The 20,618-nt window shown below is 43.2% G+C and carries 14 protein-coding genes and 2 pseudogenes; 8 read left to right on the top strand and 8 right to left on the bottom strand.

Annotated elements, in window-relative coordinates:
* Nucleotides 1–8: 8 nt before the first annotated feature.
* Nucleotides 9–1,410, bottom strand: a pseudogene (locus tag VIB_RS08385) (alpha-amylase family protein).
* 203 nt (nt 1,411–1,613) lie between these two features.
* On the opposite strand from VIB_RS08385, the pseudogene VIB_RS08380 reads away from it, so the two are divergent.
* Nucleotides 1,614–1,916, top strand: a pseudogene (locus VIB_RS08380) (CatB-related O-acetyltransferase); the annotation flags it as partial.
* Between the two features lie 358 nt (nt 1,917–2,274).
* On the opposite strand, the gene VIB_RS08375 reads toward VIB_RS08380, so the two are convergent.
* Complete coding sequence (locus VIB_RS08375) at nt 2,275–2,889, bottom strand: LysE family translocator (RefSeq protein ID WP_004395517.1); 615 nt, start codon at nt 2,887–2,889, stop codon at nt 2,275–2,277.
* Nucleotides 2,890–2,990: 101 nt separating this feature from the next.
* Here VIB_RS08375 and VIB_RS08370 point away from each other — a divergent pair, with 101 nt between their 5' ends.
* Complete coding sequence (locus VIB_RS08370; protein ID WP_004395516.1) at nt 2,991–3,857, top strand: LysR family transcriptional regulator; 867 nt, start codon at nt 2,991–2,993, stop codon at nt 3,855–3,857.
* A 267-nt stretch (nt 3,858–4,124) separates the two neighbouring features.
* On the opposite strand, the gene VIB_RS08365 is transcribed toward VIB_RS08370, so the two are convergent.
* Nucleotides 4,125–6,305 (bottom strand): TonB-dependent receptor domain-containing protein, encoded by a 2,181-nt coding sequence (locus VIB_RS08365; protein ID WP_004395515.1) that lies wholly within the window; start codon nt 6,303–6,305, stop codon nt 4,125–4,127.
* A gap of 193 nt (nt 6,306–6,498) precedes the next feature.
* Nucleotides 6,499–8,139, bottom strand: a complete 1,641-nt coding sequence (locus VIB_RS08360; RefSeq protein ID WP_004395514.1) for a methyl-accepting chemotaxis protein — start codon at nt 8,137–8,139, stop codon at nt 6,499–6,501.
* 364 nt (nt 8,140–8,503) lie between these two features.
* Here VIB_RS08360 and VIB_RS08355 point away from each other — a divergent pair, with 364 nt between their 5' ends.
* Both VIB_RS08355 and VIB_RS17600 read left to right on the top strand, forming a co-directional pair.
* Nucleotides 8,504–8,884: a hypothetical protein gene (locus tag VIB_RS08355; RefSeq protein WP_040904393.1), complete on the top strand. Its 381-nt coding sequence runs from the start codon at nt 8,504–8,506 to the stop codon at nt 8,882–8,884.
* Nucleotides 8,885–9,094: 210 nt separating this feature from the next.
* Nucleotides 9,095–9,271 (top strand): DUF6435 family protein, encoded by a 177-nt coding sequence (locus VIB_RS17600; protein ID WP_004395512.1) that lies wholly within the window; start codon nt 9,095–9,097, stop codon nt 9,269–9,271.
* A 27-nt stretch (nt 9,272–9,298) separates the two neighbouring features.
* Here the strand turns inward: VIB_RS17600 and VIB_RS08350 are convergent, their stop codons facing one another.
* Complete coding sequence (locus VIB_RS08350) at nt 9,299–9,772, bottom strand: methylated-DNA--[protein]-cysteine S-methyltransferase (protein ID WP_040904856.1); 474 nt, start codon at nt 9,770–9,772, stop codon at nt 9,299–9,301.
* Nucleotides 9,773–10,031: 259 nt separating this feature from the next.
* Here VIB_RS08350 and VIB_RS08345 point away from each other — a divergent pair, with 259 nt between their 5' ends.
* Both VIB_RS08345 and VIB_RS08340 read left to right on the top strand, forming a co-directional pair.
* Nucleotides 10,032–11,768, top strand: coding sequence for a methyl-accepting chemotaxis protein (locus tag VIB_RS08345; protein ID WP_004395510.1), 1,737 nt, complete (start codon nt 10,032–10,034; stop codon nt 11,766–11,768).
* Between the two features lie 192 nt (nt 11,769–11,960).
* Nucleotides 11,961–12,896 (top strand): hypothetical protein, encoded by a 936-nt coding sequence (locus VIB_RS08340; protein ID WP_004395509.1) that lies wholly within the window; start codon nt 11,961–11,963, stop codon nt 12,894–12,896.
* Between the two features lie 64 nt (nt 12,897–12,960).
* On the opposite strand, the gene VIB_RS08335 is transcribed toward VIB_RS08340, so the two are convergent.
* Both VIB_RS08335 and VIB_RS08330 read right to left on the bottom strand, forming a co-directional pair.
* Nucleotides 12,961–14,229, bottom strand: coding sequence for a S8 family peptidase (locus VIB_RS08335; protein ID WP_004395508.1), 1,269 nt, complete (start codon nt 14,227–14,229; stop codon nt 12,961–12,963).
* A 332-nt stretch (nt 14,230–14,561) separates the two neighbouring features.
* Nucleotides 14,562–15,740, bottom strand: coding sequence for a DUF3103 domain-containing protein (locus VIB_RS08330; protein ID WP_040904392.1), 1,179 nt, complete (start codon nt 15,738–15,740; stop codon nt 14,562–14,564).
* 254 nt (nt 15,741–15,994) lie between these two features.
* Here VIB_RS08330 and VIB_RS08325 point away from each other — a divergent pair, with 254 nt between their 5' ends.
* Nucleotides 15,995–16,894, top strand: a complete 900-nt coding sequence (locus VIB_RS08325) for a homocysteine S-methyltransferase family protein (RefSeq protein ID WP_004395506.1) — start codon at nt 15,995–15,997, stop codon at nt 16,892–16,894.
* Nucleotides 16,881–18,422 (top strand): BCCT family transporter, encoded by a 1,542-nt coding sequence (locus VIB_RS08320; protein WP_040904391.1) that lies wholly within the window; start codon nt 16,881–16,883, stop codon nt 18,420–18,422. Before VIB_RS08325 ends, VIB_RS08320 begins: the two co-directional genes overlap by 14 nt.
* 200 nt (nt 18,423–18,622) lie before the next feature.
* On the opposite strand, the gene VIB_RS08315 is transcribed toward VIB_RS08320, so the two are convergent.
* Nucleotides 18,623–20,431: an alpha-amylase family protein gene (locus VIB_RS08315; RefSeq protein ID WP_004395504.1), complete on the bottom strand. Its 1,809-nt coding sequence runs from the start codon at nt 20,429–20,431 to the stop codon at nt 18,623–18,625.
* Between the last annotated feature and the right edge of the window lie 187 nt (nt 20,432–20,618).

Below are 20,618 nucleotides of genomic sequence, written 5' to 3'. Positions count from 1 at the left end.
TCAAGCAATTACTGCATCCACATCCGAGCGGAACGTGCAGGGATTGATAACGTGTGGTAACGGTTATTAACGATAAACTCGTCATCGCTTAATACATCTTGATAAGGGCGATACCAATTGAACTCATGCTGATAGGTATCGATAGTGATGGGCTTTGCTTCACCACACTTATTAATGCCGACCACCCCTTGTTTGCCACGCTTGAACATCAGCAAGCATGTATCGCTATGTATCATGGTCATCGATTGGCCTTGCATTGCGTTATGAAAACGTAACATTTGCAGCATAGTTGGTTGATTCCAAACGTTCGCCCAGCGACCATTATCTCTATCTTCGTTCGCCGCGAGGGCATCGCTGTAAATCAGCGGCGTGCCACCGTCTTTGCCTAGGATATAGGCATAAGCGAGCTGTTCATCTTGCGGATCGAGGATCTGATAACGAAAGCCATCATTGGTCGGAATGTCATGGGTGATAGTAAAGGTAATCGCCCGTGCATTATCCAATGCTTGTCCATAAGCTTGTGGATCGTGCAATAAGGTCATGGAACCCAGATAGGAAAAAGCGGCACGAATGGAGGCAAACAGTGGGAAGTCATAAGCGGCATGGTTAGTGTTATTTAAATAAGGGGCCAGAAACCCATCATAAGTGGCATCACCTAGGCCACCACTGGTGATCACTTCGCCAAAAACATGCATATCGGCAATAATATCAGGAGTAAACACTTGATCAATGTGGTATTGACTCATGTGTTTCACAGCATCAATGCGAAAGCCGCTGATACCAATTTGCTTTAGTGCGCGTAAGTAGGATTTTTGCTGTTCAAGTACCCAATCGTTCGCTGCTAAATCGGGTAAGCCGCGATCTCCCGGGCCACCGCATAAACGCCAATATTGCACATGGCCGGGGTTGCTCCAATCGGTAATACACCCTTCAGGATGAAAATCATGCACTGAAAACAGATTTTGGGTTAAATCACCAAACAGGGTTTGCTGTTGATAGTAGCTCGCTTGATTCGCGTAGTTGGTTAATATTTCACTGCCGGGATAGTTGAGGTCGCTGCGCTTCCAAGTTTCGTTCGCCATATGATTGAGCACTACATCAGCATAAACGCCAACGCCATAAGTGCGTAGGGTATTAACCATGGTTTTAAAATCGGTTTTGTTGCCGATTGGCGAGTCAATCACTCGAAGATCTTGAGGTTGATAGCGAGCCCACCATTCGTTGCCACTCGATTTCATCGCTGGTGAAACCAGCACGTTTTTGTAACCCCGCTGCGGCAATGTGCTCTGCGTTGGCTGTCACATCACTATATTTCCAGTTAAAAGCATGCAAGATGGCGTCAGCTTGCACGCTGGTGGTAAAACCTGCGCTGATCAGCGCAGCGTAAGCAATAAGGTACGATGGTTTCATTAGATGCTTCTCTTATTATTATAAAATCGAGAGAAATCATATAAATTTCATTCTTTCTGTGAATGACTTGGTTGGGAATCATTGATCCAATTCAAACAGTGTAGGGCGGTAAATGGCAAAATTGTGGCACAGCTGAAAATTTGTACGGTAACTGTTTTGATTTTGATATGGTTACAAAGAGTGATTTTTATCACTCTTTGTATGATGGAGTATGGCTAGGCATGCGGGCGATGATCATGCCGGGCGTTAAGATTGGTGAAGGTGCCATTGTGGCGGCTAATAGCGTTGTGACCAAAGATGTTGCCCCTTACAGTATCGTCGTTGGCTCTCCTGCTCAGTTGGTCAAATATCGTTTTCAAGCGAACGTGATTGACGAGCTGCTGGCGTTGAAAGTGTACGATTGGCCAGAAGAGAAATTCGCGGCGCTCAAACCTTACCTGTGCGCATCGGATATGGCAAAACTTAAGCAAGCCATCATCTGTTATGAATCAGGGCAATGTAGCTAGTTATGTCTACTTGAATATCATCCCGAAATTACGTTCAAACAATACAAGATACAATGGTATTTTTTACGTAGTTATTATTAACGTGGGACTACAAACCTCACTATACCCTTCCGACTTGAAGCTGCAGGGGTGTTGGCTATGTTCGTTCGCCCCAATCACATAGTCTATCTATGCTCATGGGGATTATGAGAGCCATCCGTGGCTCTCGCCAAAGGCCAGCCTACGGCTGTTCAAATTTGTTCCAGACAAAGTTGTCACTCACTTGCCGCCTACCTGCAACTCCAAGTTGTTTGGGTATAAGTCTTCTCTAGAGAGGTTTGTATCACTTCCAGAGTACCCTTAAAACACGGTTTACTCGTTATGTCTTCAGCCCCAATATGGTTCCAAATAGCACTAACCCTATCCCACAGGCTTGATTCAATCTATGCTTTACACCCAGCAGTAAAGCTTGCAGTTTCGGTGAGGTAAATAAGACCGCGATAATTGAAAACCAAATACCATGTAGCACAATCATGTATCCCCCATACATTAAGGCTAGATGTTGTGTTGCTGAGTCTGGGTCGATGACTTGGCTGAAAATGCTTAGGAAAAACAACATAGTTTTTGGATTGAGTACATTGCACAGAAACCCTTGTAAGAAAAATGGCCAAACTTGTTGAGTAGCTGTGTATTGGGGGGCATTGTTTTCTGGTTGGTGGGAAGAACTGAAAATTCCTTTTAAACCAAGATACACTAAGTACGCCGCTCCCAAGTAACGGATCAAACTAAATAACCATTCATTCTGTGAAATTAAATAACTGATCCCAAGCATGGAGTAGGCGATGTGTATTGAAATGGCTAGACTGATCCCGATGGCGCTATAAATCCCTGCTTGTCTACCTTGATTGAGACTATTTTTGAGCACTAGGACAAAATCTACACCTGGACTCACAACAATAAGAACGCCTAATAAGGCAAGACTAAAAATCTCCATAGTTGTTCCTGTTTTGATGGTTTTTGATGATGCAATTGTAGGAAAACTAATGACAGACTATAATCGAAACAAATTCTTGTAACTGTGAGAAAATTTCACACATGAGGCATCTTAAAGCTTTTCATGTTTTCCATGTGGCTGCATTTTCGACGAGTTTTACTGAAACGGCAGATAAACTCAATATTACCCATGGTGCTGTCAGTAAGCAGATCAAAGTGTTGGAAAATTACCTCTCTTTACCTTTGTTTTATAAGCAAGGGCGGAACTTACTTCTTACTAAAGAAGGAAAGATACTCAAAGATCATACTCAGCAAGCCTTTGCCATACTAGAAAGTGGCGTAACTAAGCTTGTCCAAGAGAAAAATCGATGCTTAGAAGTGTCGTGCGAACCGACTTTAACCATGCGTTGGCTAATGCCTAGATTATCTACTTTCAATGACGAGAGTGATGCTGATGTGCGACTTTCGACCGCGGGAGGTCCTGTGACACTCGGTTCAACAGGACTTTCAATGGCAATTCGGCGGGATGATTTTGAGCCTTTGTATTTATATCCAAAAACTACATTGGTAGAGGAGTGGGTCGGTCCGGTGTTCTCCCCCGATTATTGGCAGCAAGTACAGGATGATTTGAGCACAGTGAAATTGCTACATAGTCATACTAGGCCTAATGCTTGGCGAGAGTGGATGATGAGTGTTGGACACTATGACATGAGAGATAATGCTGTACAATCTTTCGCTCATTTCTATTTCTGTATCCAAGCCGCCATCGATGGGTTAGGTGCAGTGATGGGCTCCTATCCTTTAGTCGTGGATGAGATTGAGCGTGGTAATCTTATTGCGCCCTTTGGATTTGTTAAGTCTGGATATAACTATATTCTACTGAGTCAAGAGAAAATGCTGTCAGAGCTTGAACTTAAGTTTCAGCATTGGCTACAGAAAGAGATGGGAGAGTGTGTGCCCACCCCATAAAAATAAAATCAAAATGTTTTAAAGAACACACTTTATAAAAGGAACATGGGCAACGGTAATCGTCAAAGGGTGTTATAAGTTTATGTGCGCTTTGGATTATGGTTAAACTTAAGCCAGCTGTCACTCGTGATCAAGCAGGAGCGCTTAGTTAGCTTTTATCTTTTTACAAGCGGTTCAAAATATTCACACATCGGATGGTAAGCAATCAATCTAAAAGAGAGAGCCACGTTGCTCTCTCTTTTAGATCCGGAAAAACAGGAAAGGGAGTTAATATTGATAACTAAGGTGTAGTTTAATTTCTCGCCCAAGTGCGGGTACACCATTCATCAAATAAGGCTCGTAGTAGCGGTCAGTCAAGTTTTTTATCACTAGACCTGTGCGTAGCCCTGCGACTGGTTTGACATCCCAGTGAAGGTAGATATCTTGCAATGTGTATTGACTGCTGGGCAGGTTAGATAACATGCTGTCCTTTTCGGTTTTGTTTTGAGCATCGTACCAGCGCACCTTCCATCCAGTGCGTAAACCGTCTATCCACTCATAACCTATGCCTAGGTTGATATTAAGAGGTGGTACATTGGGGCGGTTCTCATCGGCTCCCGTCGAATCTTTTAAACTGCCTTTATTTTTACCGCGAGCATAACTGGCTGAAAAGTCAGAATAGAAATTGCGCCAACGATATTGAGAAATCCAATCGAAACCATAAATTGTGTAGCCATCGAGATTAGTATTCCAGCTTTGTAACTTATCGCTTTCTTTGTCTAAGTTTACCCCTTGTCGATTGCTAACGTTATTATTGATATCGTTGAAAAATACCGTCAACTCTGTGGCGAGGGTACTATTATCACCAATGAGATCCTTGGTATTGTGAATGACACTTGCTTGATAAGCATGAATACGTGATACCTTTAAATCACGTGCTGTGGCGGGGGCGCTGGCCAGAGCAAACTGCACCGAATAGAGGTCATCAATGGTTGGTGCTTTGAGCGCATAGGCATAAGAGAAATTAAGCAGCGTATTTGGCGTTGATTGATAGTGCACTTCTAAACGAGGACTTAAACCTTGATGTGTAGTTTTGCTGTAATCATGTCCGGCATTCGGATCATTGTAATCGGGTGCCGAGTTACCTTCACCCTGACTTTCTATGTACTCATAGCGCAATGAGGGAATAATGCGCAGTGCATCGCTTAGGCGATAGTGATCGGCAACATACACGGCATAAGTGGATTGTTCACCTGATGGTTCAAAGTAGGGCGTATACCAACCATAGTTTTTCTCTGCTTTCGTTTTATAAGATGCATTATAAACGAGTGACTGACGATCCGTTTTTTCATATTGTAGCCCTACCACCAGCTCATGATCGATAAAGCTCGATCGGTTGGAAATATCTAAGTAGTCGCGTTGATAACTGAGCCAAGATTCGTGCCCATAATTGCCAACGGAAACAAACATTTTTTCAAAGGCAATATCTGGCCGCACCCAATGACGTTCGTTTTTGGAACGCGCTGCGGTTAGTGTGAAGTCGATATAAGGATTAGAAGGAATAAAGCGGTATGACAAGGTGGTGGTATTGTCTTGGTAAGTATTATACGCCGTATTTGCGTACTGTGCCGCTTCAAGTGAACCATATTTTTTGATGTTGAAGTCAGAGATTTCTGGCATTTTTCCACGCCGGTTAGCCCAAGGTTTACGTCCCTCATCGCGGTAGCGTGTACTAATAATATTCAATTGATGATGATAGCTTTGATAACCCGTTTTCAATAGTAGATTGTTTTGTTCAAACGCTGAATAATCAACCGTTTCACCACCACCCACTTGTGTATCTTTAGAATCTTTGATTGAACCATTCGCTAAGAAATAAAAACCGGTATCAGTGCGTCCGTAGACACTTAAGGTTTGGCTATTTTCATTACCGTTGGTATTGTAACCGGTAGAAACACGAGTACCGAAGTTCTGTCCGTGGCCTAGGAGGTCATCAACCGTTTTCGTTTTAACGCGAATGGTCCCACCAAACTTACCATTGATTGCTCGGTAATCGTGAGTGCCTTTAATAATTTCTGTTTCGCCAATTAAGAATGGATCAAAAAAGAAGGTTCCATAGCGATACTGTTGAAAGCCGATCGGGGCACCGTCAACGTACACTGCAAGGTCGCTAGGGTCGCTGAAGCCATGAATATTAATCCGTTCACCTCCGGAGCGTGCCCCACCATCCAGTGTCGCGCCAGGCACTGATCCAACCAATTCTGCGAAGTTGGCGTATTGCTGTTCTTCAATCTGATCAAAATCAATAGTGGTTTGTGCGGGCTTAGCGATGGTGATCGGTTTGGCGTAACGTACACCAAGCACCTCAATGGATTCATCGGCTTTTTCAGTCGCGTGAAGAGGAATGCTGTGGAATACAACCAACGAGATTAAGCTTATTTTACAAGAAATAGGAAAATCAGTGAGCATGGTAACTATTTACTTTTGTCGTTATTATTAAAGCGACTGATTATAGGAACCTTTCCCCTTTCTGTAAATGCAATTGATATTTATTATCATTAATTTCTGGAGACTATTATACCGTTCTCCTAAAGGGTAAGCCGCGTTCAATAATTAAGATAAGCACTATAGCTCTCTTACACGTCATAGAGATACCACAATATCAAGTTTTAAACACAGCAAAACTACGTGCTAGTTGCTGACCGTTTTCCATCAACTGTTCACTTGCGGTAGCGACTTGATTGGCTTGTGCGGTAGCTTGGGTGCTATGCTCAGCAATCTGAGTTAAATTACGAGTAATTTCATTGGTGGCCTCAGATTGCTGGCTACTTGCACTAGCGATATGCTGGTTGAAAGCCAAGATCGTTTTAATCTGCGTTTCAATCTCATTGAGCATTTGCTGCGCCTGTTCTGCTTGTTGCTGAGTGACGTGTGATTGCTGTTGCGTTTGTGTCATCGATTGACAGACGTTTTGAGCTTTCTTTTGTAGGCCAGAAATGATTTGCTCAATTTCATTGGTACTGGCTTGGGTGCGAGTTGCTAAAGTCCGTACCTCATCAGCAACCACCGCAAAACCACGCCCTTGTTCACCGGCACGTGCTGCTTCAATGGCAGCGTTCAGTGCCAGTAAATTGGTTTGTTCAGCTACGCCGCGTATAACTTCCAATACTGCGCTGACTGATTGAGTCTCGCTGGCTAGCGCTTGTGTTTCTTGTTCGGTACGCGTCAACTGGTCGCGCAAATATTGCATTTCGGTTGAAGCTTGAGTGATCACTCGTTGCCCTTGATTCGCAGCTTGATTTGCATTATGCGCCGATTGTTCTGCTTGATAAGCCGATTGAGCAACTTCTTGATTTGACACATGTAGTTGATTCATGGCGGAAGCAACGGTGTCGACAGCTTGGTGTTGCTCATAAGCTTTGCTTGAAGCGTTTTGCGCTACTTGGGTTAATTCCTTCGCTGAGCCAGTAACACTCTCGGTGATCGGGGTAATGTTTTGGATGATATGGCGAATTTTATTAGTGAAGAGATTGAACGCCTCACCAATTTGAGCCAGTTCATCTTTACCAGTGACTGTTAACTGGCGAGTAAGATCGCCTTCGCCTTGAGCAATGTCTTTGAGCCGAGCTAGTGTTTCCTCACAAGGTTGAGTAATGCTGCGCCCAATTAGACTGGCAAAGGCAAGTAAAAGAACTAGCGTTCCAATGATCCAAACAACAATCGAACTTAGTCGAGCCATTATTAGCGCATTTACATCATCGACATAGATGCCTGTGCCGATTACCCAGCCCCAAGGTTTAAATTGTTTAACATAGGAAATTTTATCTACTGGATAACTCGACCCTGGTTTTGGCCACTGATATTCGACGACTCCTTGTTGATTTTGCTGGGTTATATTAGCCATTTCTACAAAAAGGGCTTTTCCGTTAGGGTCTTTAAAATTGCGTAAACTCTGACCATTCATCTGGGGTTGCATTGGGTGCATGACCATAGTGGGATGCGTATCATTAATCCAGAAATAATCATTGGTTCCATAACGTAATTGAGCTATTGCTTTTTTTGCTGCATGTTGTGCCTGCTCAGTGCTAAGTGTGCCTTGATCTGCTTGCTGAGCATAATATTCCATTAAAGTATAAGCGCTCTCGACTAAGTACTGTGTTTGGGTTTGTTTTTCTCGCATCAGATCGGCTCGGTAGTCTTTGACCGTAATTGCAAAAGGTACGGCAAGCATGACCAGAATGATGGCAGTAAGTAAAAATAGACGATTACGGATAGAAAGTCGGCGCAGACTAACATAAGTCATAAACATCACTCCTTGATATATGACCAAATAATAATATGATTAAGATTTCATATTTATCTACAGTAACAAATGATACTGAGTTCTGTAAATTAGACCAAAGAAGTAAGTTTGTTAAGTTGTGTACAGTGTCTAGCTTTTATGCCAATCATGCATGAATACGTTGTTGTTAAAGAGGTTAATTTCAGCACTATAGATAAGGCAAGGGCGGTGAGACGTCACTGAAACGCAAGCCTTTAGTCATTTTAACTGTCTGTTATCCATTCAGCTTAAAGCTGTAGCCAAAGTTGTTTGGGTATATAGAGATGGTATTTTTTATCAAAACGCGGATAATCTTGCTAGATAACAAACAAAGAAGAAATAACCCATGACTAATTTTCAATATTACTTTCATCCACTCCCTTGTTTTAACTGTAAAAAAACCACAGTCAGTACTGATTTGGGTTGGTTAACGGCGATGATGAAAGAGGACGTATTAGCACAAGTGGCGACAATCACGGCGCAAGACAGCATCGAACCGGATCTTTCGGTTAAGGTGACGTGCACGAAAGACGAAGCGCGTGATTATTTGTTGCTTAATTTCTTTGGTTACTCTGAAGAAGAGCTTGCTGACCAAGTTGAAGCCGAAGATGCGCAAGAAGTGGCGGATGAGATCGCAGAACTGTTAGTCGATGGTAGCGAGTCGATTGTATTTGAACACGAAATCGCCCTGCAAAGTTGTACTAATTGCGATATTGATGGAGAGTAAAATGTAGCGCTAATTAGCGTATCATTCATCATATTATCGTGATTTAAGGCGTGAGCAGATTCAAGTTTGCTTGCGCTTTTTTCTTATTAAACGATTTGTATTTTTAGAAACCGTTAGCGTCATTAAACGTTATGTTATACCGATGATCTAAGGTTACGGATCGTACGTAGAAATTGATAACAACCAATTATCAAATCAAGGAATGGTTGAATGTTTTCAATATTTAAATCTGACCCAACCAAAAAGCTTAGAAAACAAAATGCTCTGAAGTTCGAAAATGCGATGCTGGCGCAGAGAAAAGGGGATATTCGTACCTACTCACAGCTCACCTTTGAAGCGGATGAGATGTACAAGCAGATTGAGCGTCTAGAAGCCGAACAAAAGTAATACAGAGAGCGCTTTAGTATCCAGTACTTAATCACCTTTTTCTAATGCTAATAAGCCTGCTTTGCGCTCTATGCCTCCCGCATAGCCCGTTAGTTTGCCATTTTTTCCAATCACTCTATGGCAGGGAACGATAATGGAAAGTGGATTTTTTCCGTTGGCTAATCCTACCGCTCTGACGGCTTTCGGGTTACCGATTGCCTCAGCCAACTGCTGATAGCTCCATGTCTCTCCATAAGGGATTTTGCACAGTGTTTGCCAAACCGATCGCTGGAATGGCGTTCCTTTGGCAGCTAAAGGCAAACAAAATTGAGTGCGCTTGCCAGTAAAATATTCCTCTAGCTGTTGTATGGTATCGATAAGTAGCGGGCAGTATGCGGACTCGATACCTAAGTCTGTTGGCATGGTGGTTTCGGTAGCAAACCAAGCGCCCAATAATCCTTGTGGGCAAGCCTGTAGCGTCATGACCCCAAAAGGGCTTTGGTAATGGGTAAAAGTATTCATGATAGTGACGGTCTCTATGCGCTGTTCAGTCTCAGGGATAGTGTATTCATTATTCACAAACATACTAGCTATTTCTACCTCTACAGTCTTTCTGTTGTTAGCCATTATAAAGAGGGTGCAAGCGAGAATGAGTACTCCTTTTTCTCTCACAAGTCAGAAAAAGTCCTTCATGAATCATCACCCTGTTCTATGCTGATAGTAATAATAAAAACAATACGGCTTAATTTATTTTCGTTGATAAAAACAAAGAGGCAGTGTTATGACTATCAACAATACTATGAAGCTCGTATTTGCTGTGATTGGTGCGGGTATTATTATCAGTGTCTTAACCGTATTGCAGCTCAATGGACTAATGCACCAAGTTGAGCATATGGCGCAAGTTCGCTATCAATCCTATCAAGCGGCAGATGAACTTCGCCAAAGCTCTGATGATTTAACCCGTTTAGGACGTACTTATGTCGTCACCGGTGATGAAAAGTACGAAAAAATGTATATGGATATTTTAGATATTCGTAACGGAAACAAACCCCGCCCAGAAAATTACCACACCATTTATTGGGATCTTGTTTTACAACATGGTCAAAAACCGAAACGAGATGGTAAGGCTATTTCGCTTAATCAAATGATGAGTGATCTAGGCTTTACTGAACAAGAGTTTCGCTTACTGAGAGAAGCTCAAGCTAACTCCGATGCGTTAGTTAACATGGAAGTCAAAGCCATGAATGCGGTTAAAGGACTGTTTGCTGATGCGAGTGGGAATTATACCGTCAGAAGAGCGCCGGATCGTAATATGGCCATCGAGTTATTACACAGTAATCAATACCATCAAGAAAAAGCCAAAATCATGGCTCCAATTGATAAGTTTTTTACTGAACTGGAGAATCGTACCAGTCAACAGATGAATGAGGCCGCACAGAAAGTAAAAAATACCGTATTGATCGGTAATATCTCATTAGTGATTGTCTTTGTGATTGCCATTCTTGGCTACTTCATTGTCAATCGTAAGGTCGTGAAACCGATAGACAGCATGGCAACCTTGCTCCAAAAAGTCGATAAAGATTCAGATTTAACCCTACGAGTGGATGATAAGAGTAATAATGAACTCGGGATCATTGGTTCGACTATCAACAAAGTCTTGGTTAGCTATTCTTCGACCATTACCAAAATTAACCAAGTTAACCATACTATCTCTGCTATCTCAGACACGATTCGTGATGTGACTGAGCAAAATGCAAAAGTGGCGAATCAGCAGAGCCAAGAGCTAGAAATGGCGGCTACCGCTATGGAAGAGATGACCTCGGCATTGTCTACCGTTGCTGAAAGTACTACGATGGCTGAGCAGTACGCCGGTAGTGCAGAAAAAGAAGCCAGCACCAGTAAGCAGGTATTTGATAAAACGACTCATGAGTTTGGTGAGCTGGAAAGCGAATTTACCAAAACGTCTGAGGTGATTCAGCAATTGGCGAATGAATCGAATAATGTTGGTAATGTGCTTGACGTCATTAAGGCTATTGCCGAACAAACCAACTTACTAGCATTGAATGCGGCGATTGAGGCGGCTCGTGCCGGTGAGCAAGGGCGTGGGTTTGCGGTTGTCGCTGATGAAGTTCGCTCTCTTGCCCAGCGAACTCAACAGTCAACGGGTGAAATTGAAACCATGATTTCTGCGCTGCAAGAAAAAGCGGAGCAGTCTACCAAAACCATTCGTTCCAGTGCCGATAAAATGCAATCGACACGCACGAATATGTCTACCGCTAATGAAGCATTGGGCACCATACAAAACTCGGCCATTGAAATCCATAAGCTTAATACCTCTATTGCCTCAGCAACGGAAGAGCAGTTAACAGTGAGTGATGAGATATCGAGTAATCTCAGTAATATTAAATCACTATCTTCTGATATGAATATTGCCATCAATCAACTTGGTCCAGTGGTTAGGGATTTGCAGCACAATGTTGATGATTTAAATGCTGCGATTAAACATATTCGAACTTAATAAGTTGATGCATAAGCCTATTAATCATATAGACCCTCATAAGAGGGTCGATTTATAAACAGATAGAGAGTGTTTTATTTGATTTTCAATCATTGGTGAGCTTTATTAAGCTCGATGATATTAAAGAGTGCTGTATTTATTTTTCCGGTTTCTTCACCGTTGAATAACAAAAAATAGATAAAGGAATTGGCCATGTCACAACAACAAAAATTTCGTTTAGTCACGAGAAGTGACTTTGATGGTTTGGTGTGCGCTGTATTGCTCAAACAGCTTGAGTTGATTGATGAGATTAAGTTTGTACACCCGAAAGATATGCAAGATGGACTGATAGAGATTACCGAACACGATATTGTTACCAATTTACCTTATGTTAAAGAAGCGCATATGGTGTTTGACCATCATTTATCAGAAACCATTCGTAATCAAGGGGCTCGGCCTAATCATGTTATTGACCCGAATGCACCTTCTGCCGCGCGTGTGGTATGGGATCATTATGGGGGGAAGTCCGTATTTCCAGAACGATGGATAGAGATGATGGCGGCTGTTGATAAAGGCGATTCAGCTCAATTTACTCGCGATGAAGTGCTCGATTCTCAAAGTTGGAACTTATTAAATTTCTTGATGGATGCTCGCACTGGGCTCGGCCGATTCAAAGAGTTTCGAGTATCCAACTATAACTTAATGATGAATTTGATTGAGAATTGTCGTACCCAAAGTATTGAGCAAATTTTGGCTCTGCCTGATGTTCAGGAGCGGGTAGAGCTGTATCGCGAGCATGAAGTCAAATTTAAAGAACAGATTCAACGTTGTGGAAAAGTCTATCGCAATCTTGTTTTATTGGATTTAACCAATGAAGAGGTGATTTACGCTGGTAATCGGTTCATTATTTATGCGCTCTTTCCTCACTGTAATATTTCGATTCACAAAATGTGGGGTTTTCAACAGCAGAATATTGTTTTTGCTACTGGTAAATCGATTTTTGATCGTAGTTCCAAAACCAATGTTGGTGCGTTAATGCTCAAATACGGTGGCGGCGGTCATCATGCTGCTGGAACGTGTCAAATTCCCTTATCTGAAGCAGACCGTGTACAAGAAGAATTGATCAAACAAATTAATTTAGACGGTTAGATTTGTCTCTGGAAAATAACAAACAGGATACTCAGTACCCTGTTTGTTGTATTAATATTAGAGATTAACAGCCATTACGAGATAGCCAGTTATAGGCTGCTCTTGCTTGAACTATCCCCCAACCGTAGAGATTATCTCTACCCGCAGCACCTCGATCTAAAGCAGTCTGATTCAAGGATTGACGGATTCGCTCTGGTCGACATTGTGGAAAGTGGCTCCAAACCAGCGCTGCGACACCTGCAACGTGAGGAGAAGCCATTGAGGTTCCGCTATAGCTTAAGTAACCGCCATTATTTCCCGTGGATAAAACATTCACCCCGGGCGCTGAAAGCTCAACTTGTGAATTGAACTGTGAGAAGTTAGCCACATTACCACTTGAGTTAACCGCCGCAACTGAGACCACTGCATCATAAGACGCCGGGTATGAGAAGCTGCTGTTCCCTAAGTTACCTGCTGCAGCAACTAAGAGCATCCCTTGTTGGTAAAAGTTACGCATTGCATTTTGTTCGGTTACGCTGCCTTGGCTACCCCCTAAACTCATATTGACTACATGACTGCCTGCACTTTGACAAGATTGGATAGCTTGAATCAAATCCGAAGCGCGAGTCCAGACACCGGAATCGTTAAAGATTTTTACGTTGTGTAGGCCGACTAAGCCAGATGGTAGGACTCCGACAACTCCCACATTATTATCTAGGGCGACAATCGTTCCTGCAACGTGAGTTCCATGGCCATTGCCATCAGTGAACCATGAGCCATGGCCAGAGAAAGTGCTGCCTGTGACACCAGCGCTGGGTAAATCTACGTGGTTGCGTAAATAGCCTGAATCGATTACACAAACTTTACGATTAGCTGCATAGACGTCAGAGAGTTGATCCGCTTGTACCATACGGATTCCGTATGGCGTTTGCTGTGCGTAAGGTTCAATCTCTGCATCGAATAAGTAACGTATTGGATCAACTTCGATCATCGCCACATCAGGATTATCGAGCAATTGCTTGGCTTGACTTGGCGTCATTTCAACCACAGAAGTATGTAATGACTCGAGGTGATTGATTACGGTTACTTGCTCTGTGCTTAATATATCAGCGGCTTTTTGCAGTGAGAAGTCAGTTTCCGTTAAGCCGTTTTGACTCATCCGCATAGGCCCGCTGGTTGCCCCAGGCACGTAGGTAACAAAATAGCGTTGTTCTGTTTGATGATTTTCAACAGCAACAGAGGGGGTAAAACTCGGTACTTCTTGATCCTTGAGCTGAGATGCAACTGCCAGTGAGATTGATGTTGGCAATAATAATCCAGCCAGTACTGTACGTTTGAAATTTTTCTTAAACATTTTTTTATCCTTGTAAAATGTTAGTGGCGAATACCACCCATCAAGGATCATAACAATGGCAGCCATTCGCCAGTTTTACAGTTTATTAATAAAGCTATTATTAGGCAGGTGAATGTGTTCGTTTTTATTTACCATATTGTTAATGGTTGGTTAATTTTATGATGTTGATAGATTATTAAGTAAATAAAACTGTACGTTTTTTGGTCTTCTTGATTTACGGCATGGCGATTTGTAATGATTATTTATCCATTATAAATCGTATAAATATCTATGAAATGGCAGCAAAAAACCGAAAGCAAAGCTTTCGGTTTTAGGGAAATGAAATACTGAGATTAACGAGTGGGGTAAATGGTTAAAGGTTCTAACGTGACCAGTGCGTTATTGGTTGTTCCTGGATGGTCGATGTAAGGCTTGTCTTGTTGAATGGTATAGAAAACATCAACAAAGTCATCATCGTTAGTCAGCAGGCCGCTCGGGATAGCATCGATAATTTTACCAGTGATATTGGCAATCACTGAATATCCTTGAGCTTCAAGATCAGGAATTGACTGTAGGACTTTTTCTGCCGCTTCAACTAACAGTTTGGCTAGCTCTTTGTAGTCGGTACCACTGTCTTGCTCCATTAATACAATATCAACCGCTCCCCAACGATAGCGCGACCAATGGATCATCACTTGGTTAGGATAGTAATCGATCTTGTCATAATCTAAATAAGGCATATCAACCACATCAATCGTCGGTTTATCACGACTAGGATCAACGCCTGTAACGAGAGCATAAATCTCAGCTTTACCTAAAATCCAAGGCTCTTTGTCATCTTCAAGACGAATTTTCTTCAATACCGTGGTTGAAAGTGGTTGGCTTTCGGATTTATTCGACACATTGAGGTTACGTGCTTGAGATGTAGACAGGAGATCGTCAGATTGATTGATAGGCTGTTGCCCCAATTTTTGCAATTCCTGACGCATAGCTTGTAAGCCTGCCTGTAGCGATTTTGCGCTGTTATTGTCTACAACAAATACAGGAAAACTTGGTAACTGATAGACATCCAGTTGGTGGGTATTACCATAGATATCAAATGCTTCAATAAACTGCCATGTTTGCTCATTACCTTTTGGTTCAAAGGCGAATAATGGCAGTTGCCCTTGTTGTAGATCTTTGAGCATAGTACCGTCAGCTAAACGAAGCTCTAATAACTCATCGGTGAATGCCTCTATACCTTGTAACGTACGAATCGTTTCATCCGCTTGTTTAACACGAGCTCTTAGTGTTGGACTTTGACCGTCACTCACTAAATCAGCAATTGAAACACTTAAATTGTCATTATTCAGTGTGCTCTGTAGTGAGTTTGAATATAAATTATAATGTTGACTTAAATAGTAGGCGATATCGCGTTTTTCATTACTGATAGCATCAGCGCGCTGTTGAGCGCGTAAAGCACTATCATCTTCGGATTTACAACCCAGTAGGGCAAGGGCCAGTCCGGCAATTAGGATTATTTTTTTTATCATAAGAAGCTCTTTATGGCAGCAAATAAAACGGGGGTTTCGCGGTGAATTTAACATAATGATTGACTCCGTCAATCATATTGGTCAGGCAAATATTGAACGAAGATCAAGCATTAGACTTTTAGCTCTAAAATGTCCATTTAAATCAAATCTCTAACCTGAAAATTTTTCATGTTGTATTTGAAGCTTATTCACTATGATCTTGCTCACAGTATGCTTCAATGCTTTAACCAATAAAGCAGTATGGATACAAGATCATGAGCACATTTACCCTTCTTGATGGCGGCATGGGCCGCGAATTAAAACGCATTGGCGCGCCGTTTTCCCAGCCGCTATGGAGCGCCCAAGCGCTGATTGAATCGCCAGAGCATGTCCGTTTAGCTCATCAGAGTTTTATTGATGCCGGTGCCGATATTATTACCGTCAATAGTTATGCTTGCGTGCCCTTTCATTTAGGCGAAGCACTGTATCGCAGCGATGGTGCAAGATTAGCCCGTTTAGCGGCGCAAATTGCCGCTGAGGTTGCACAGCAAGCGCCACATACCGTGCAAGTGGCAGGCTCAATTCCGCCGGCAATGGGTAGCTATCGCCCGGATCTGTTTCAAGCGCAACCAGCACAAGCGATCACTCAAACCCTGTATGCGGCTCAAGATCCTTATGTTGATATTTGGATTGCCGAGACCATTGCCAGCCTAGAAGAGTTGAGCATGATTCAACAGGTCTTAGAGCAATCAAGTAAGCCTTGTTATTACGCGTTTACTTTACAAGATGATAGCGATGTGGCGCTGCTGCGTTCTGGAGAGTCGGTAGGGGATGCGGCTCAGCAAGTTGCCGCAACAGGAGGGGCTGGGATTTTATTCAACTGTTCAGTACCTGAAGTGATGGCGGATGCTATTTCGCAAGCGAAAAGTGCTTTGAATGGGCGTGAAAAAGAGATCGAGATTGGGGTGTATGCCAATAGCTTTGCGCCAATTAAAGCGCAACATGCCGCTAATCAAACCGTTCAGGCGATGCGTGAGTTCAGCGCGCAAGATTATGTTGAGTTTGCCCAGCAGTGGTATGGATTAGGCGCAACCGTAATTGGTGGCTGCTGCGGTATTACCCCAACCCATATTCGTGCTTTACAGGATTGGAGGCAGGCGCTTGAAAAATCTTAACTATGGCTTGGCTTTCCCGGCGATTATTTTGGTACTGGTGTTACTGACCGTTTCAGCGCTTTATCCTGCCAGCTCACAAGCGATGGCTGGACAAGCGATGGCGTGGGTGAGTCACTGGTTCGGTTGGTTGGTGCAACTAGCCAGTTTGGCGTTAGTCGGTTTTTTACTTTGGCTCGCCTTTTCAAAACATGGCCAAATCCGCCTCGGTGATGAAAAAAACGAATACAGCAATTTTTCTTATGGTGGGATGATTTTCACCGCTGGTGTTGGCGCATCCTTAATTTACTGGGCGATTGGTGAGCCGATGTATTACCTGCAATCGCCGCCTCTATTTGCTGAAGCGAATAGTTACCCGGCCGCGGCTTGGGCTGTGACCTATTCGATTTTCCATTGGGGGATCACTGGCTGGGCCATTTACTGTTTCCCCGCGATTCCTTTTGCCTATGCTTTTTATGTGCAGAAAAGGCGCACCTTAAAAGTGTCGAGTCTATGTTCATCCGTGGTCGGCAATCATCCGCTGGTCAGTAAAAGTATCGATCTGTTGTCGATTTTTGGCACGCTGGCCGCTTTTGCTAGCTCATTAGCGTTAACCGTGACGCTGGTGAGTACTGGGGTTGCCGATTTATTGGCGATCAATAACAGCCTTGGTCTTCAAGGGATCATTATTGCGTTGTTTGTTAGCTCATTAGTCGCAGTGATGTTAGTAGGCTTTAATCAAGGCATTAATCAAATTTCAAACTGGACGGTGACCTTGGCGATTGTGTTTGCGCTGTTTGTTCTGCTGGTCACTCAACCTGCTTTTATCGTCAATAATTTTACCGATTCATTAGGCGTGATGCTGGATAGCTTTTTTAGAATGTCTTTGTGGACCGATCCGGTTCAGCAAAGTGGCTTTGCTGAAGGTTGGACGCAATACTACTGGTTTTGGTATTACGCGTATTTGATCATGATGGGGCTTTTTATCACCCGCATTTCACGTGGCCGTACTATTCAAGAGGTGATCCTTTATACCCTTTCTATGGGCGCTTTAGGCTGCGCATTTTTCATCTCTATCTTCGGTGGTTATGCCGTATGGGCGCAAATGCTAGGCGGCTTACCCGTTCAAGCGTGGATGGCGGAAGGAGGATTAACCTACGCCGTAGTTTCTCTGATCAAAACCTTACCCGGCGGTGGTTGGATTCTCGGTTTGTTTTTAATCATCCAGTTTTTCTTAATGTTGACCACCATGTCGAGCGCCAGTGTCGCTACGGCGATGTTAACCACCAATCAACTTGAACTGAATGGCGATCCTGACAATCGAGTCAAGCTACTCTGGGCGGCGGCTATTGGTTTGATCAGTCTCAGTGTATTTTTAGCGGGCGGCGGCATAGAGACCATTAAATCACTGTGTGTGGTTGCCGGTCTGCCGATGATGTTTATCTATGCCATTATGTTAAAAGGCTTTTTACATACGTTAGGCATTTTACCCAGCCACAGTGAAGCAGAAACGGTAACCGAGCGCCAGATTGTGCTTAGTAAAGCGGAGTAATCGCCGTAAGAATACCAGCCAGAGTAGGAGTTATACTGGCTGGTATCGTTTCTACTTGATTGCTAATATACCCTTCCTACTTGAAGCTGCAAGGGGGCTATGTTCGTTCACCCCAATCATAGAACCTGTCTATGCTCATGGGGATGAACTCACTTGCCGCCTATCTGCAACTCAAAGTGGTTTGGGTATAGTATTGTTGATTATTGAGTTTGCAAACTCATACTTTTCAATTCAATAAAATGCGTGGAAAGCGGCTTGAAATTTATCTCGACATAACTACGCTGCTCCGTTACCACCAGTGTGAGCGGTTGTTGGTTGAGATGATCGATTAAGGCATATTCTCCCTCGCTCAATTGCCAATGTTTAATCAGCTCTTGGGGTAAATGCAGTGGTACGGTTTTACTTTCCGTGGCGCTAAAGTTAGCCGCTATAATTAATTTTTGCTCAGGACAAGAGCGAGCAAAGGCAAACAGCGTATCTTGTTGCTCTGCAAAATGTGGCCAATTCTCGGCGTATAAATCGTGATAATCGCCCATCAGCGCTGGACTGTTTTTAGCTAAGTTGAGTAGCTGGCAGTAAAATTGACGTATCTGACGCTGCTTATCACTTAACTGCCCACCATCAAATCGACCATGATTAAGCCATTTTTGATGCTCAGGTACGCCAATATAGTCAAAAATAGAGGTGCGTGACGGCTGACCAAATCCAGCCTGTTCCGCTCCTGGCTCTCCCACCTCTTGACCAAAATAAATTAGGGTCGGCGCACTGGATAAACAGGTAGAGATCAGCATCGCTGGTCGCCCTTGTTGAGCATCACCGGCAAACTCAGCCGAGGCAATGCGTTGTTCATCGTGATTTTCTAAAAAATGCAACATATGATGTTCAATATCACGCATTTGATGCTCAATGCTGCCAATGATCGCGGTTGATGCTTTGCCCTGCATGATGGCTTTTAACCCATCGTATAAATCGACTTTATCGTACAAATAATCCATTTTGCCTAACTGAATATAATCACGGTAAAGCTCAGGTTGATAGACTTCGGCCATTAAAAATGCATTAGGGTTAACGTGCTTGATCGCTGAGTTCATAAAACTCCAAAACTCAATCGGTACCATCTCCGCCATGTCATAACGAAACCCATCCACGCCTTGCTCTAGCCAGTAGAGGGCAATATCACGAAACTTAAGCCACGAGTTTGGCACCGACTGCTGCTGCCAAAAAGTAAAATGCGCTTGATGAGAAAGCCAGCGATAGGATTCGGGGAGTTCGGCGAAGTCTTTCTCTCCACTAGGGGTAACGCCGTAATTAATCTTTACCGTTTCATACCAATCGTCTACATTCGGTTTGGCCTGCCGCGAGCCATTGCCGGTCCATTTGGCTGGAAATTCTTGATAAGGCTCTGCTAGGAGTGGATGATTTTCACCCCCTAATGGCACTAAGTGGTCGGGCAGATCGGGCATTTGAAACGCCTGATTGGGTAGGTAATAAAAATTATTGTCTCTTGCATACTCAAGTTGAGTATTATCACTTTGTCCGAAGTCTTCGACGCCGGGGGGATTGTTTAATCCTTGATAGTGTCGCGCCACATGGTTCGGGACAATATCAATAATAACTTTTAAGCCAGCCTGATGTGAGCGTTGAATTAAGGCCAAAAACTCTTGGTTACGTTGCGCGGGGTTATCGGCCAAATCGGGATTGACTGAGTAATAATCTTTCACCGCGTAAGGCGAACCTGCGCGTCCTTTGACTACGCTTGGGTGATCATCACTGATGCCAAACCGGCGATAGTCGGCCACTAGAGCATGATGATGAACACCGGTATACCAAATATGCGTTGCCCCCAATTGAGCAATTTCTTGCAAGGCTTTCATCGTAAAATCATTAAATTTACCCACTCCGTTTTGCGCTTTTGTGCCCCAAGGGATATTGGCGGTTTGCGTATTACCAAATAGACGAGTAAATACTTGATAAACGCTAATTTTTGAAGAGGAATATTCTGGATGCATCGTCTAAAACCTAACTGATATCAATAAGAAATCGCTTAAGGGTAGACAATGGTTTGATAATGCAACTCATCCCTTACTCAGCAATTTAGGGCGTAGATCGAAGGGAGAGTGAAAAAGTGTGAACGAAGTTAAGCTATACGAATGAACTGAATGGTTGTTGCTATGGCCTGCTGGTGATTATAGCAAG

The sequence above is a fragment of the Vibrio metschnikovii CIP 69.14 genome (assembly GCF_000176155.1).
Classification (GTDB): domain Bacteria; phylum Pseudomonadota; class Gammaproteobacteria; order Enterobacterales; family Vibrionaceae; genus Vibrio; species Vibrio metschnikovii.
Note: the sequence above shows the minus strand (reverse complement) of the source record. Positions and strands in the feature narration are given on the sequence as shown.

Excerpts from the sequence above, each read along its gene's own strand:
- VIB_RS08340 (WP_004395509.1), top strand. The coding sequence starts at position 11,961 with ATGTCACAACAACAAAAATTTCGTTTAGTCACGAGAAGTGACTTTGAT.
- VIB_RS17600 (WP_004395512.1), top strand. The coding sequence starts at position 9,095 with ATGTTTTCAATATTTAAATCTGACCCAACCAAAAAGCTTAGAAAACAA.
- VIB_RS08365 (WP_004395515.1), bottom strand. The coding sequence starts at position 6,305 with ATGCTCACTGATTTTCCTATTTCTTGTAAAATAAGCTTAATCTCGTTG.
- VIB_RS08355 (WP_040904393.1), top strand. The coding sequence starts at position 8,504 with ATGACTAATTTTCAATATTACTTTCATCCACTCCCTTGTTTTAACTGT.
- VIB_RS08330 (WP_040904392.1), bottom strand. The coding sequence starts at position 15,740 with ATGATAAAAAAAATAATCCTAATTGCCGGACTGGCCCTTGCCCTACTG.
- VIB_RS08350 (WP_040904856.1), bottom strand. The coding sequence starts at position 9,772 with ATGAATACTTTTACCCATTACCAAAGCCCTTTTGGGGTCATGACGCTA.
- VIB_RS08370 (WP_004395516.1), top strand. The coding sequence starts at position 2,991 with ATGAGGCATCTTAAAGCTTTTCATGTTTTCCATGTGGCTGCATTTTCG.
- VIB_RS08360 (WP_004395514.1), bottom strand. The coding sequence starts at position 8,139 with ATGACTTATGTTAGTCTGCGCCGACTTTCTATCCGTAATCGTCTATTT.
- VIB_RS08325 (WP_004395506.1), top strand. The coding sequence starts at position 15,995 with ATGAGCACATTTACCCTTCTTGATGGCGGCATGGGCCGCGAATTAAAA.
- VIB_RS08335 (WP_004395508.1), bottom strand. The coding sequence starts at position 14,229 with ATGTTTAAGAAAAATTTCAAACGTACAGTACTGGCTGGATTATTATTG.
- VIB_RS08315 (WP_004395504.1), bottom strand. The coding sequence starts at position 20,431 with ATGCATCCAGAATATTCCTCTTCAAAAATTAGCGTTTATCAAGTATTT.
- VIB_RS08345 (WP_004395510.1), top strand. The coding sequence starts at position 10,032 with ATGACTATCAACAATACTATGAAGCTCGTATTTGCTGTGATTGGTGCG.
- VIB_RS08375 (WP_004395517.1), bottom strand. The coding sequence starts at position 2,889 with ATGGAGATTTTTAGTCTTGCCTTATTAGGCGTTCTTATTGTTGTGAGT.